Source organism: Streptomyces sp. NPDC048290, assembly GCF_040652095.1.
Classification (GTDB): Bacteria; Actinomycetota; Actinomycetes; order Streptomycetales; family Streptomycetaceae; genus Streptomyces.
Map to the genome: position 1 here is coordinate 117,613 of NZ_JBEZLM010000018.1, position 14,826 is coordinate 132,438.

General features: G+C 75.8%; 8 protein-coding genes. 2 read left to right on the forward strand and 6 right to left on the reverse strand.

Features of this window, described 5'->3' with window-relative positions:
• Window positions 1-28 precede the first annotated feature (28 nt).
• Window positions 29-4,243, forward strand: a complete 4,215-nt coding sequence (locus AB0D49_RS27985; protein WP_362762295.1) for a beta-ketoacyl synthase N-terminal-like domain-containing protein — start codon at window positions 29-31, stop codon at window positions 4,241-4,243.
• Window positions 4,244-4,300: 57 nt separating this feature from the next.
• Window positions 4,301-5,431: an LLM class flavin-dependent oxidoreductase gene (locus tag AB0D49_RS27990; RefSeq protein ID WP_362762297.1), complete on the forward strand. Its 1,131-nt coding sequence runs from the start codon at window positions 4,301-4,303 to the stop codon at window positions 5,429-5,431.
• A gap of 59 nt (window positions 5,432-5,490) precedes the next feature.
• Here AB0D49_RS27990 and AB0D49_RS27995 read toward each other — a convergent pair whose 3' ends face one another.
• The 6 genes from AB0D49_RS27995 to AB0D49_RS28020 all read right to left on the reverse strand — a co-directional run bounded on the left by AB0D49_RS27995 (window position 5,491) and on the right by AB0D49_RS28020 (window position 14,709).
• Window positions 5,491-8,397, reverse strand: a complete 2,907-nt coding sequence (locus AB0D49_RS27995) for an AAA family ATPase (protein ID WP_362762299.1) — start codon at window positions 8,395-8,397, stop codon at window positions 5,491-5,493.
• An 80-nt stretch (window positions 8,398-8,477) separates the two neighbouring features.
• Window positions 8,478-9,248, reverse strand: a complete 771-nt coding sequence (locus tag AB0D49_RS28000) for an alpha/beta fold hydrolase (RefSeq protein ID WP_362762301.1) — start codon at window positions 9,246-9,248, stop codon at window positions 8,478-8,480.
• Window positions 9,245-11,092, reverse strand: a complete 1,848-nt coding sequence (locus AB0D49_RS28005; protein ID WP_362762303.1) for an ABC transporter ATP-binding protein — start codon at window positions 11,090-11,092, stop codon at window positions 9,245-9,247. Before AB0D49_RS28005 ends, AB0D49_RS28000 begins: the two co-directional genes overlap by 4 nt.
• A complete protein-coding gene (locus AB0D49_RS28010) occupies window positions 11,089-11,982 on the reverse strand; it encodes an ABC transporter permease (protein ID WP_362762305.1) in 894 nt (297 codons plus the stop codon). The genes AB0D49_RS28005 and AB0D49_RS28010 overlap by 4 nt, the downstream gene beginning before the upstream one ends.
• Before the next feature lies 1 nt (window position 11,983).
• Window positions 11,984-12,958 (reverse strand): ABC transporter permease, encoded by a 975-nt coding sequence (locus AB0D49_RS28015; RefSeq protein ID WP_362762307.1) that lies wholly within the window; start codon window positions 12,956-12,958, stop codon window positions 11,984-11,986.
• Window positions 12,955-14,709, reverse strand: coding sequence for an ABC transporter substrate-binding protein (locus AB0D49_RS28020; protein WP_362762309.1), 1,755 nt, complete (start codon window positions 14,707-14,709; stop codon window positions 12,955-12,957). Before AB0D49_RS28020 ends, AB0D49_RS28015 begins: the two co-directional genes overlap by 4 nt.
• Window positions 14,710-14,826 lie beyond the last annotated feature (117 nt).

The window sequence follows — 14,826 nt, forward strand, 5'->3', positions numbered from 1 at the left end:
GACGCCGTACGTACCGAAGGGACCCACCGTGGCCGATGAGGAGAAGCTGCGCCGCTATCTGCGCCGCGCGCTCGACGAGAGCCGTGCGGCCCGCAGCCGCCTCGACCAACTGGAGTCCGCACTACGCGAACCCGTCGCCGTCGTCGGGATGGCCTGCCGGCTGCCCGGCGGCGCCGACTCCCCCGACGCCCTCTGGGACCTGGTGGCCGACGGACGCGACGCGATCACCCCGTGGCCCACCGACCGGGGCTGGGACCACGAGGCGCTCTACGACCCCGACCCCGACCGGCCCGGCACCAGCTACGCCCGGCACGGCGGATTCCTCTCCGCCGCCGCCGACTTCGACGCCGAGTTCTTCGGGATCTCGCCGCGTGAGGCGCTCGCCATGGACCCGCAGCAGCGGCTGCTGCTGGAGACGTCCTGGGAGACGTTCGAACACGCCGGGATCGACCCGGCCGCCCTGCGCGACAGCGCCACCGGCGTCTACGTCGGACTGGCCGGACAGGACTACCACACCCGCCTCGACCGGATCCCCGCCGAACTGGAGGGCCACCTCGGCATCGGCAACCTCGCCAGCGTGGCGTCCGGCCGCCTCGCCTACACCTACGGCTTCCAGGGCCCGGCGGTGACCGTCGACACGGCCTGCTCGTCGTCGCTGGTGGCACTGCATCTCGCGGTCCGGGCGCTGCGCGGCGGCGAGTGCGAACTCGCCCTCGCGGGCGGCGCGACGGTGATGGCGACGCCTGCCGGGTTCGTGGCGTTCTCCCGGCAGCGCGGGCTGTCCCCCGACGGCCGCTGCCGCGCCTTCTCCGCCGCCGCCGACGGCACGGGCTGGGCGGAGGGCGCCGGACTGCTGCTGCTGGAGCGGCTCTCCGACGCGCGGCGCCGGGGCCACCGGGTGCTCGCGGTCGTCCGGGGCACGGCGGTCAACCAGGACGGCGCCTCCCACGGGCTCACCGCCCCCAACGGCCCCGCGCAGCAGCGGGTCGTGCGCGCGGCCCTGGCGGACGCCGGGCTATCCCCGCACGCCGTGGACGCCGTCGAGGGCCACGGCACCGGCACCACCCTCGGCGACCCCATCGAGGTCCAGGCCCTCCAGGCGGTCTACGGCCAGGACCGGCCCGCCGGACGGCCCCTGTGGCTGGGCTCCCTCAAGTCCAACATCGGGCACACGGCGGCGGCGGCCGGAGTCGCGGGCGTCATCAAGACGGTCCAGGCGCTGCGCCACGGCACCCTGCCCAAGTCCCTGCACGCGGACACCCCCACCACGGAGGTCGACTGGACGGACGGCGGCGTACGGCTGCTCGCCGAGGCCCGCCCCTGGCCCGGCGCGGACCGCCCGCGCCGGGCCGGGGTGTCGGCCTTCGGCGTCAGCGGCACCAACGCCCATGTGCTGCTGGAACAGGCACCTCGGGACGCGGCGCCGGACACCCTGGAGAGGGAGCCGGGCGGGAACGCCGTACCGCCCGGGACGGGGGTCGGTTCGGCTGGGGACCCTGTCCTGCCTGGGTCGCGGGTCGGATCGGTCACGGCCCCTGTCCTGCCCGGGTCGGGGGACGGATCGGCTGGGGACCCTGTCCCGCTCGGGTCGCGGGACGGATCGGTCACGGCCCCCGTCCCGCCCGGGTCGCGGGGCGATTCCGTCACGACCCCCGTCCCGCCCAGTTCGCGGAGCGATACGGCCACGCCCCCTGTCCTGCCCTGGACCCTCTCCGCCCGCTCCCCGCACGCCCTGCGCGCCCAGGCCGACCGGCTCGCCCGGCACCTGGAGGAGCACCCCGGCCACCGTCCCGTGGACGTGGCCTGGTCCCTGGCCACCCGCCGCACCGCCCACCGCCACCGCGCGCTGCTCGTGGCCACCGACCGCGCCGAGGCCCTCGCCGCCCTCCGCGACCTGTCCGCCTCATCCACCTCCTCCGCCCCGTCTGCCCCATCCGCCCCGTCCGCCGCCGAACCGGGCCGCACCGCCTTCCTGTTCACCGGGCAGGGCAGCCAGCGGGCGGGCATGGGGCGGGAGCTGTACGCCCGGTTCCCGGCCTACGCCCGCGCCTTCGACGAGGTCACCGCCGCGCTCGACACGCACCGGACGGCGGTCCCCACGGCCCGGTCCGTACGGGAGGCGGTCCTGTCCCCGGACCACGGCGGGCTGCTGGACCGTACCGAGTACGCCCAACCCGCGCTGTTCGCCGTGGCGACCGCGCTGGTGCGGCTGCTGGAGTCCTGGGGGGTGCGGCCCGACGTGGTGGCCGGGCACTCGGTGGGCGCGCTGGCCGCCGTCCACGCGGCCGGTGTGCTCTCCCTGTCCGACGCGGCCCGGCTGGTCACCGAGCGCGGGCGGCTGATGCAGGCCCGGCCGGAGGGCGGCGCGATGGTGGCGGTGGAAGCCACCGAGGCGGAGGTGCTGGAGGCGCTGGAGGAGGTGCGGCGGACCGTGGCCGTCGCCGCCGTCAACGGGCCGCGCTCGGTGGTCCTGTCCGGCGACGTGGAACCCGTCCTCGCCGTGGCCGCCGGATTCCGCGCCCGGGGCCGCAGAACCGCCCGGCTGCGGGTGAGTCACGCCTTCCACTCCCCGCACATGGACGGGATGCTCGACGCGTTCCGCCACGCCGCCAAGGCCGTCGACTACCGGCCCGCCACGCTCCCGGTGGTCTCCGACCTGACCGGGGCCCTCGCGGACGACACCGAACTGGGCTCCGCCGACCACTGGACCCGGCACGCGCGGGAACCCGTCCGGTTCCTGGACGCCGTCCGCGCGACACAGGCGCTGGGCGCGACCCGGTTCGTGGAGGTGGGGCCGGACGCCGTGCTCACCGCCCTCGCCGGGGACGCCCTGGACGGGACACCGCTGCTCGCCCCGCTGCTGCGCGCGGGCCGCCCCGAGGCGTCGACGCTGCTGTCGGCGGTCGGACGCCTGCACATGGCCGGGACGCCGGTGGACTGGCGGCCCACCTTCGAAGGGCTCGCCGCCCCCCGACCGGTGGACCTGCCCACGTACGCCTTCCAGCGGCGGCGCCACTGGCTCGACGCGACCGTGACCCGGAGCACCACCACAGGCACACCGCCCGCGCCGGACCGGGCGGTTCCCGACCCCGCCCCGGACTGGGCGACCCGGCACGCCGGACTCACCGGCCCCGCCCTCGACGCCGCCCTCCTGGACCTCGTACGCACCACCGCGGCCGGGGTGCTCGGGTACGCGGCGGCCGACGAGGTGGAGGAGGGGCGGCCGTTCGTGGAGGCCGGGCTCGATTCGCTGTCGGCCGTCGAACTGCGCGCCCGGCTCGCCGCGGCCACCGGGCTGCCGCTGGGCGGCGCGCTCACCATCCGCTTCCCGACCCCCCGCGACCTCGCCGCCCACCTGGGCGCACTGCGCCGTGAGCGGCCGGAACCGGGGGAGCGGCAGGGGCCGCTGACGGAGGTGTACCTGAGGCTGTGCGGCGCCGGGGAGACCGGCGCCGCGACCGAGGTGATCGTCGCCGCGGCCCGCGCGCGGACCACCTTCACGGCGGCCGACCGCGCCCGGCACGCCCTCGATCCGGTCGTCCTGGCCCGGGGCGCCGCACCGACGCTGCTGGTCTGCTTCCCCGCGCTCACCGCGCTGTCGGGGCCGCACGAGTACGCCCGCTTCGGCCGGTCCCTGGACGGTCGCCGGGACGTCCTCGCCGTCCCCGCGCCCGGCTACACCCCGGACAGCGGGCTGCCGGACTCGGCGGACACCTTCGTCGCGCTCCAGGCGGACACCGTGGAACGGCTCGTCGGGGACCGGCCGTTCGCGCTGCTGGGCCGCTCCCTGGGCGGCTGTGTCGCGCACGCCGTGACCGAGGAACTGGAGCGCCGGGGGACCGCCGTGCCGTCGGGCCTCGCGATGGTCGACACCTATCCCATGGACACGGCGTCGCTGCCCGGCATGGAGTGGTGGATGCCCGCGATGATCAACGGCATGGTCGCCCGCTTCGACGCGTTCGAACTGGGCCTGAGCGACGACGGCCTGACCACGATGGGCGGCTACCTCCGGACGTTCGGCCCGTGGCGGCCCCGGCCGGTCACCACGCCGACGCTCCTGCTCCGGGCGACCGCGCCGCTGCCCGGCACGCCCGCGGAGCCGGGGGACACCCGTGCGTTCTGGCGGCTGCCGCACACCGCCACCGACATCCCCGGCGACCACTTCTCCGTCCTGGAGGACCACGCGCCCACCACCGCGGCGGCGGTCGAGGACTGGCTCCACGCCCTTGACGGCACCGGGTGAAGAGCCGACGGAAGACCCCTCTCTCCCTCTTGAACCCACCAAGGAGTCACCCCGGCCATGACCACCCCGTCCCGTCCCCTCCATCTCGCCGTCGCCCTCGACGCCACCGGCTGGCACCCCGGCGCACCCGCCCCGGACGGCAACTCCTACGGGCCGGACCACTGGACCGCGCTCGTCCAGGAGGCCGAGCGCGGACTGCTGGACTTCGTCACCCTGGAGGACCCGCCGAGGCGTCCGGCGACCGGGCCGCTGCCGCACCGGCTGGACGCCCTGCTGCTCGCCGCCGCCCTCGCCGGGCGCACCGAGCACATCGGCCTCGTCCCGACCGGCGTCCTCGACCGCGCCCAGCCGCTGCACATCGCGCGGGCCGTGGCCACCCTGGACCACCTCACCGGCGGCCGGGCCGGTTGGCGGACCCAGGTGACCCCGGCCCGGCCGATCCCGCTCGACGCCCTGTTCACCCCCGAGGTGCAGCGCCCGATGGCCGAACTCTTCGAACGGGCCGCCGATCTGGTCCGGGTGGTACGCGCCCTGTGGGACGGCACCGCCGACGAGAAGGAGCTGCGGACCCTGGCCCCCGGCAGGTTCGCCCCGGCCGACCCCGACCCGCACGGCAGCTTCGCCGCGCTCGGACCGCTCGGCGGCGACGCCGGGGACTGGCTCACCCTGGACGGCCCCGCCCTGGCCCCACCCGCGCCCCAGGGACACCCCGTGGTCTTCACCCTCGCCCACATCAGCCTCCCGTTCCGCTACGGCGCCCGCGCCGCCGACGTGGTCTCGGTGACCCCGCACAGCGCCGCCGAGGCCGCCGCGACCGTCGCCGAGATCCGGTCCTTCCAGGACACCGCCGGACGGTCCGCCGAGACCGTGCACGTCTTCGCCGACCTGGTGGTCCTCCTCGACCCCGAGCCGGGCCGGGCCGCCGCGCGCAAGACGGCACTCGACGCGGCCCACGGCACGGAGTACACCTCCGACGCCGAGATCTTCACCGGAACCCCCGCGGAACTCGCCGACCTGCTCCTGCACTGGCAGCGGTCCGGCCTCTCCGGCTACCGACTACGCCCCGCCACGCTCCCCCACGACCTGACGGCGATCACCCGCGCACTGGTGCCGGAACTCCAGTCCCGGGGGGCGTTCCGCACGGCGTACGAGGCGGGGACGTTGCGGGGGTTGCTGGGGCTGGCGTGACGGGCGGGGGCGCTGTCCGGCGAGCACCGGCGGGTGACCGCGCCCCCGCCCCGCCACCCCTACGGCCGTCTCCCCCCACCCCCCGCCCCCGCCGTTTCCCCCGCCCCCCGTTCCACCGTCGTCAGCAAGGACAGCGGGAGGTGCGCGCGGCCCTTCACGCGGAGTTTGCGGTAGGTGTGGGTCAGGTGCTGCTCCACCGTGCTGACCGTGATGAACAGCTTCTCCGCGATCTCCCGGTTGGACAGTCCCGCCACCGCGAGTGCCGCGACCTGTGCCTCCGAACCGCTCAGCCCGCCGGCCCGGCCGACCGTGCCGCGCTCCGGGCGGACCGGGGGTGCCTCACCGGCCGCCGCCAGTCGCCGGGACAGCGGGGCCAGGCCCTGGTCGTCGGCGATGTCCAGGGCCTGCCGGGCCACCATGCGGGCCCGGCCGCGCTGACCCGCGCGGGAGTGCACCTCGCTCAGATCGACCAGCACCCGGGCCAGTTCCAGCCGGTCACCGGCGTCCTCCAGCAGATCCGCGGACTCCCGCAGCAGGGTCGCCCGGCGCCGGGAGTCGGCCACCGACGCCGCCGTGTGCAGGGCCATGCCCCGCGCCCGGCGCTGGCCCGCCGGGACCATTCCCAGCTGCTCCACCGCCAGCCGCCGCGCCTCCTCCGTGCGGCCGAGCCGCAGCAGCGCGGCCACCGCGTCACCGCGCCACGGCACGAACGCCGGGAGGTCGATGTCCCACTCCCGCATCAGCCGCCCGCACCGCGTCAGATCGTCCAGCGCGCCGTGCAGCAGATTCACCGACAGCCGCCACCGGCCCCGGGCGTGCAGATACTGCACCCCGAACCGCGTCTCGAACAGCTGCTCGGGCAGCGCCGCCACCGGCGGACCGCCCGCCTCCGCCCGTCCCGTCGCCGCGGCCACCAGCTCCAGCGTCGCCAGCGGCGACCCGATCAGCGCGCCCCAGCCGCGTACCGACACCAGCCCGAGGGCCTGCCGGGCGCACCGCTCCGCCAGCCGCACATCGCCCTGCCGCAGCGCCGCCTCGGCCCGCAGCGCCGCGAACAGTGCCTGCCAGGTCGGGACGTCCCGCCGCGCGGCCTCCCGCAGCAGCCGGTCGCCCCAGGGCGCCGCGAGATCCGGCCGGTCGGCGTAGACCAGCACCGACAGCGCCTGGTGCACGGCGTCGAAGCTGGTGTCGTCCAACGGGGTTGTCTGGAGGAGCAGTTCGGCGCTGCGTACGGTGTCCGGGGCTGGGCCCGAGCGCAGCAGCCGGTTCAGCACGCCGGGCATGCCCGGCACCGGCCCTTCCGTACCCCGCAGCAGGGCCCTGGGGGAGGGCCGGGTCCGGGGCGCGGGGCGGGGCAGCAGCGCCGGGTGCGAGGCGGACAGCCCGTGCCGTACGGCCTGGTACGCGGCGGTCTGGCGGGCGTCCAGCAGATCCGCTGACCGCTCAAGGCGGCGCAGCGCGAGGGCGATCTCGTCGCTGCCGCCGGTCCACAGCAGCCGCCCCAGCAGGGCCACGATCTGGCAGCCCGACAGCCGTCCCTCACGCAGCGCCGCGACGAGCGGGCGCAGCCGCCGGCAGGCGGTGTCGGGGTCGGTGCGGAAGTCGACCAGACTGCGCAGCACGGTCACCGTCACCCGCCGCTCCTCGTCCGCCGCCGCGGCGGTCACCGGCATCCGCTGTCCCCGCTCCGCCGCGGCCGTCGACGTCCGCCGCCGGTCCTCGTCCGCCGCCGCCTCCGCCACGTCCAGATACGCCTCCGCGCCCGTCGTGTCGTCCCGGCGCAGCGCCTCCTGCGCCGCCTCCAGCGCCACCGCGAACGCCCATGGCTCCGCGCTGTGCCGGGCCGCCGCCAGATGCACGGCCACCACCGGCGCCGGTTCCCCGGCCGTGTGCAGCAGCCGGGCCGCGTCCCGGTGCAGCAGCGCCCGCTCCGCCGCGGGCATCCCGGCCAGTACGGCGGCGCGGGCGGCGGGGTGCCGGAACCGGCCCGCGTCCAGGACCCCGGAGGCGTCCAGCGCCGCGAGCGTCCCGGCCGGCGCGGGCCCCGTACGGCCCGTCAGCCCCGCCAGACGGGCGGCCGAACCCGAGGCGTCCAGCACCGCCAGCGCGCGGGCCGTGTCCCGGAACCCGGCCCCGGCGCGCCGGACACAGGCGTCCACGGCCCGGCCGTACTCCTCGCCCGCGACCGGGTCCGCCGTACCGGGCGGGGCGGTGCCCGGTGCCCGCGCCGTCCGGTCGTGGTGGTCCTCGGCGAGGGCCCGCAGCAGCAGCGGGTTGCCGCCGCTGAGCCGGTGCCAGGACCGGATGTCATGGCCCGGCCCGACCAGTTCGCCGACCAGTTCGCCGGTGCCCGCCGGGGACAGCGGCCGGACCCGCAGCCGGGTGACGTGCCGCTGCCGGACCAGCGCGGTGCGCCAGGACAGCTCCGTGGTGCTCGCCTCCGCCGCCGCGTCCCGCTCGGCCACCACCAGCAGCACCCGGGTGGAGCGCAGCAGCCGGCCCACATAGGTCAGGGTGTCCAGCGAGGCCGTGTCCGCGAAGTGCACATCGTCGACGATCACCACCACCGGTGTCCGCTCCGACAGCGCCCGCAGCACCTGCCAGTGCGCCTGGCTGACCCGCGCCGGGGTCGGCCGGTGGCTGAGCAGATCCGCGTCGCACGCGGCCAGCGCCCCGCCGCCCTCGTACGGGCGCAGCGCCCGCTCCCGGTCGGCGGCGGAGAACTGCTGGTGGCGGAAGATCTGCCCCATCACGCCCAGCTCGACGTCCCGTTCCGAACACCGGGCCGTCGCGTGCAGCACCGCGGCCCCGGCCGCCGCCGCCAGTTCGCCCAGCGTGTGCAGGAGTTCCGTCTTCCCGCTCGCCACCGGCCCGCTCAGCACGGCCACCGCGCCGGTGCCCGAGCGACAGCCCGTCAGCAGCTCGCGCAGTCGCGTCACCTGACTCTCGCGTTCCACCAAGATCACAGCTGGCTCCCCATCCGACCTCGTGCGGTGGTGTCGTACATGGCGCGGAGGGCTGCGCTGACCTCCGCGCCGGGCTTCTGTCAGTGCTCGTGCGGCAGCAGCCGGGAGCGGATCACCGCCGCGATCCGCTCCACCTGGTCCGCGACGAAGAAGTGGCCGCCCTCGAAGGTCAGCACCTCGGTCGGGCCGTCCGTGTCCTCCTGCCAGGCGTGCGCCTCGGCCTCGGTGACCTTGGTGTCCGCCGCGCCGGTCAGGACGGTGACCGGGGCCGAGATCCGCGGGCCGGGACGGTGCCGGTAGCGCTCGATGGCCCGGTAGTCGCCGCGCAGGGTCGGCAGCACCAGCGCCAGCAGCTCGGGTTCGGCCAGCAGCTCCGGCGGAGTGCCGCCCTGCCGGACGATCTCCGCGGTCAGCTCGTCGTCCCCCGCCAGATGCAGCGTCTCGCTCTCCCGCACGGTGGACGGCGCCCGCCGCCCCGACGCGAACAGCGCGACCGGCCCGCTGCCCGTCGTGGCCGTCAGCCGCCGGGCCGACTCGTACGCCACCACCGCGCCCATGCTGTGCCCGAAGAACGCGGTCGGTGTGGCGCCCCAGGCCGGGCCCAGCACCGCCGCGACCGCGTCGGCCAGCGGCTCGATCTCGGTGAACTGCCGCTCGTCCCGGCGCTCCAGCCGCCCCGGGTACTGCACGGCCGCCACCTCCACCCGGGGGTGCAGCAGTTCGGACAGCCGCCGGAAGTACCCGGCGGACCCGCCCGCGTGCGGGAAGCACACCAGACGGATCGCCGCGCCGGGCGACGGATGGAAGTGACGGAGCCAGCGGTCGGTGTCGAGATACGGATACGTCGTCATGTCCGTGATTCTTGTCCTTCCCGCGGCTGTCCGGGGCGGGGCAGCGAACTCAGCAACTCCCGGGTGTAGGGGTGCGCCGGACGGGCGAACACCTGCCCGACCGGTCCCGACTCCACCAGCCGCCCGTCCTTCATCACCACGACCCGGTCACTGACGTGATGCACCACCCCGAGGTCGTGCGAGATGAACAGCAGCGCCACACCCAGCTCCCGCTGGAGCAGCGCCAGCAGATCGAGCACCTGCGCCTGGATCGACACGTCCAGCGCCGACACCGGCTCGTCGCACACGATCAGCCGGGGCCCGGTGGCCAACGCCCGCGCGATCGCCACGCGCTGGCGCTGCCCGCCGGACAGCTCCAGGGGCCGCCGCTCCGCCAGCCGGGCCGACAGCCCGACCTGCTCCAGCAGTTCCGCCACCCGCGCCGCCCGCGCCCGTCCGCGCGGCACCCCGGCCCGCGCCACCGCCTCCGTGAGGACGCGCCGCACCCCGTGCCGGGGATCGAACGACCCCAGCGGGTCCTGGTGCACCACCTGGATCCGGGACCGGCGTCCCCGACGCTCCCGTTCCGGCAGCCCGCTCCACGCCGCCCCCTCGAACCGCACGTCCCCCGCGTCCGGTCGGACCAGCCCCAGCACCATCCGGGCCGTGGTCGACTTCCCCGACCCGGACTCGCCGACCAGCCCCAGCGTCTCCCCACCCGCGATCCGGAACGACACGTCGTCGACGGCCGTGTACACACCACCGTCGGCCGACCGGAAACGCTTCACCAGCCCCCGCACGTCGAGCAGCGGCCCGGCGGTCGGAGCGGCGGTCCCGGTGGGCCCGGCCGCCTTCTCAAGAACGGTGGCGGTGCTCGCGGCGGGCCCGGTGGCCTTCTCCCGGCCCGCGTCCGGATACCAGCACAGCGTCCGGTGGACGTCCGGCGTCGGTGACGGGAGTTCCGTGCGGCAGCGGTCGTCCGCCGACGCGCAGCGGGCCGCGTACGGGCAGCCGTCCGGATCCGCCGCCGCGCCGTCCGGCGGGGCCGGGACCGACAGGGGTGTGCCCTTGGCGGCGAAGGTGGGGACGGCCGACAGCAGGGCCCGGGTGTAGGGGTGCCGGGGGTCCTTGAGGACGTCCCGCGCGGGACCCTCCTCCACGATCCGCCCCCCGTACATCACCGCCACCCGGTCGGCGAGCCGGGCCACCACCGCCAGGTCATGGCTGATCAGCAGCAGGGCCGTCCCGGCGCCGACCAGCCGTGCCAGCAGATCGAGGATCTGGGCCTGCACGGTGACGTCCAGGGCCGTCGTCGGCTCGTCCGCGACCAGCAGTTCCGGCGCCCCGGACAGCGCGGACGCGATCAGCGCCCGCTGCCGCAGCCCGCCCGACAACTGGTGCGGACGCTCGGCCGCCCGGCGCGCCGGATCCGGCACTCCCGCCTCCGTCAGCAGCTCCAGGGCCCGTTCCGCCGCCGCCGCGCCCCGCGCCAGACCATGGGTGGTCAGCGTCTCGCGGATCTCGGCGCCCACCGTCCGCAGCGGGTCCAGCGAGACCAGCGCGTCCTGGAGCACCAGCCCGATCCGCCGCCCCCGTACCGTCCGCCACCCGCGCTCGGACAGGGCGGTGAGGTCGACGCCGTCGAAGGAGAGCCGCCGGGCCGCGACCTGGGCCCGCGCGCCGGTCAGCCCCAGCAGGGTGCGGGCGGTGACGCTCTTGCCGGAGCCCGACTCGCCGACCACCGCGAGGCATTCGCCCCGGCGCAGGCCGAACGACACGTCCCGCACGGCCCTGACGCCCTCGCCCCGCCCGAACGTCACATCCAGGCCCTCCACGTCCAGCAGGGGTTCCTCCACGGCGCTCATCGCGCTGACCTCCGGGTGAAGCGCTCCTGGACATGACGGCCGACCACGTTGACGGCGATGACGGTCACCGTGACGGCGGCACCGGGGAACACCCCGATCCACCACGCCGTCTGAAGGAAGTCCCGCCCCGCCGACAGCAGCGCCCCCCACTCCGGCGACGGCGCCGCCGGACCGAGCCCGAGGAAGCTCAGCCCGGACGCCGCGATCAGGGCCGTACCGAAACCGACGGCGGCCAGAGTGAGCAGCGGCGCCAGCGCGTTCGGCAGCACATGGCGCAACACGATCGTCCGCCGGGGCAGCCCCAGCGCCACCGCCGACTCGACATAGCCGGAGCGCCGCACCACCAGCGCCTCCGCCCGCACCAGCCGGGCGTATCCGGGGACGAACGCGATCCCGATCGCCAGCATCACATTCACCGTGCCCGCCCCCAGCACCGCCACGATCAGCAGCGCCAGCAGCAGCGCGGGCAGCGCCAGCAGGGCGTCCGCCACCCGCATCAGCACCTGGTCGGCGATCCGCCCGCCCAGCGCGGACGCCAGCCCGAACGCCGCGCCCAGCACCACCGACAGCAGCGTGGAGCCGAACCCCAGCAGCAGCGAGGGCCGGGCCCCGTAGAGGACGCGGGTGTACAGGTCGCGGCCCAACTGGTCGGTGCCGAACCAGTGCCCGGCACCGGGGCCGCGCAGCGCGGCCGGTGGGTCGGTCGCGGTGGGCGAACCGCCGGTGAACAGGCCCGGCGCCACCGCCACCAGCACCACGAGCAGCAGCAGTCCGCCCGCCACCAGCACGCTCACCGGCGGCCCGGTCCGGCGCCGCCGCCGCGCCGGGGCGGACACGGCGACGACGGGTCCAAGAGCGGGGTCGGCGTCGGGGAGGAGAGTACGGGTCATGTCACGCGCTCCTGAGCCGTGGGTCGACAACGGGGTACAGCAGATCCACCACCGTGGAGAGGACGACGAACACCAGGGCCGACAGCAGCACCACCCCGATCACCACCGGCATGTCCTTGGCGGTCACGGCCTGGAGCACCAGCGAACCGATGCCGGGCCGCCCGAACACCGTCTCCACCAGCACCGCCCCACCGATCAGCGAACCGGTCAGCCAGCCCGTCAGGGTCAGCAGCGGCAGCGCCGCGTGGCGCAGCGCGTGCCGCAGCCGTACCGCCCACTGGCCGACGCCCCGGGCGCGGGCGGTGACCACGAACGGCTGGGCCAGCGCCGCCTCCAGGCCCTCCCGCAGCACCTGGGCCATCACCCCCGTCAGCGGCAGCGCGAGGGTCACGGCGGGCAGCACCAGCGCCGCGAAGCCGTCGGCGCCGGCCACCGGGAACAGCGGCAGCCGGAACGAGAACGCGGTCAGCAGCACGATCCCCACCCAGTAGGCCGGGGTGGAGGCCGCGACCAGTTCCGCGACCGACGCCAGCGCCCGCAGCCCCGGCCGCCGTCCCGCCGTGGCCACCGCCGACAGCACCGCGAGGAGCACCGCCAGCACCAGTGCCGCCGACGCCAGGTGCAGGGTCGGCACCAGCTGATCCCCGATCAGCGCCCACACCGGCCGCTGGAGCTGGTACGACTCCCCGAGGTCGCCGGTCACCAGCCGCCCCAGATAGCGCGCGTACTGCTCGGCGACCGGCAGATCGAAGCCGTACTCCCGGCGGATCTCCGCCCGTACCGCCGGGGAGCCCGCGTTGGAGGGGCCCAGCAGCACCGACACCGGGTCGCCGGGGACCAGCCGCAGCGCCACGAACACGAGGGTCGCGGCACCGGCCAGCACGGCGGCGGCCGACACCAGCCGGGCCAGCGCGGCACGGGCGAACCGGGCCGCCGCCGACGCCGTCACCGGCCCGGCGGCGGGGCGCCCCGTCACGCGCCGTCCAGCCAGGCGTCGTAGTACGTCAGCCAGTTGCTGGCGCTGAACGTCAGACCGCCCACGGCGGTGTCCGCGCCGACCAGGGAGACCTGGGTGTACAGCGGGACCACCAGCGCGAGGTCGACGGCCCGCCGCTGCGCCTTCGGGTACACCTCGGCGTGCACGGTCTCGTCCAGCGTGGCCCGGCCCTCGTCGGTCCAGGTGTCGAGCTGGGCGTCCTTGACGAAGGTGGCGTTGATGCCGCCCTTCGCCGGGGCGCTGGCGGAGTTCAGGAACAGCCACAGCACGTCCGGGCTGAACCGGGGCCAGCTCAGATCGACGATGTGCGCCTTGCCGCCGTACACCTGGGTGTTGTAGGTGCCGAGGTCGAGGCTGGGCCTGCGGACCTCGACGCCGATCTCCTTCAGGTCCGCCTGGACGGCCTGGCCGAGGACGTCACGGCCCTCCCGGGTCGCCTGGATGGAGAGCTGGGGCCATTCGACGGTGAGCCGCTTCCCGTTCCTGGTGCGGTAGCCGTCCGCGTCCCGCGCCGTCCAGCCCGCCTCGTCCAGCAGTCGCCCGGCCAGCTCCGGGTCATGGGGCCAGCTGTTCTCCAGGGTCTTGTCGTAGTACGGGGTGGTGGGGCTGATGGGGCTCCAGGCGCGCGGGTACTGGCCGAACGTCACCGTCTTCACATCGGTGTCGATGTCGATGCCGCGCTGCACCGCCTCGCGGACCCGCTGGTCGTCGAAGGGGGCCAGGGAGCTGTTGAGCCAGAGGTTGTAGTTGCCGCCCGGGTTCTGCCGGGTGAGCAGCTCGAACCCGGAGTTCGCCTTGAGCGCCGCCACGTTCTGCGGCGGCACCGCCTTGGCGACCTGCACCTGACTGCTGGTCAGCGCGCCCGAGCGGACCGAGGCGGTGGGCAGGAAGCGGAACTCCAGCTTGTCCAGGTGCGCGGGCCCGGTGTGGGCGGCGGTGGCGGGCGCCCAGTCGTAGTCCGGGTTACGGGTCAGCACCGCCGACTGGCCCTTGGTGTACCGGGTGAACAGGAACGGTCCGCTGCCCACGTTGACCGGCCCGCCTGCGGCGAGCCTGCCCGCGTCCGACGCGAGGGTCTTGGGCGAGTAGAAGCCCAGGTACGGCGTGCTGGCGGCCTGGAGGAACGGGGCGAACGGCGCGGAGAAGGTGACCTTCGCCGTGTCCTCGTCGACGACCTCGGTCCCGGTGTAGGGGCCGAGCAGGTTCACCGCGTACAGCGACTTGGTGGAGTCGGCGGTGATGTGGTCGAAGTTGGCCTTCACGGCGGCGGCGTCGAAGGGCGTGCCGTCGGTGAAGGTCACATCGGTGCGCAGATCGAAGGTGTACGTCCGGTAGTCGTCGGACACCTCCCACTCGGTGGCCAGCCAGGGGTGGAAGGCGCCCGAGGCGTCCTGCGACACCAGGGAGTCGACCACCTGGCGCTGGATCTCGGCGGTGATGTCCTGGGTGCTGGCGTGCACGTCCCAGGAGACCGGCTCGGTGTCCACGGCGGTGGTCAGCGTGCCGCCCCGCACGGGAGCACCGGAGCCCGAGCCGCTGTCACCGCCCCCGCCCGACGAGCAGGCGGTGAGCAGCAGCAGCCCGGCGATCCCGGCGGCCAGCGGCCGGACCGTCCGGGACGGCAACCGCTGGGACGGCGACCGGAGGGACGGGAACCGGGCGGACGGCAGCCGCAGGGACGGCAGCCACGGGTACGGCAGCCACGGGTACGGACGGGAGCGCGGGCGCATGACGGGACCTCGGAGTCGGACGCGGCGGAACGGGACGGACGGTCGGCGCGACGCGCCGGAGGGTCGGGGGAGCGGGCCGGAGGGTCGGCGGGACGCGCCGGACGGTTGGGAGAACGC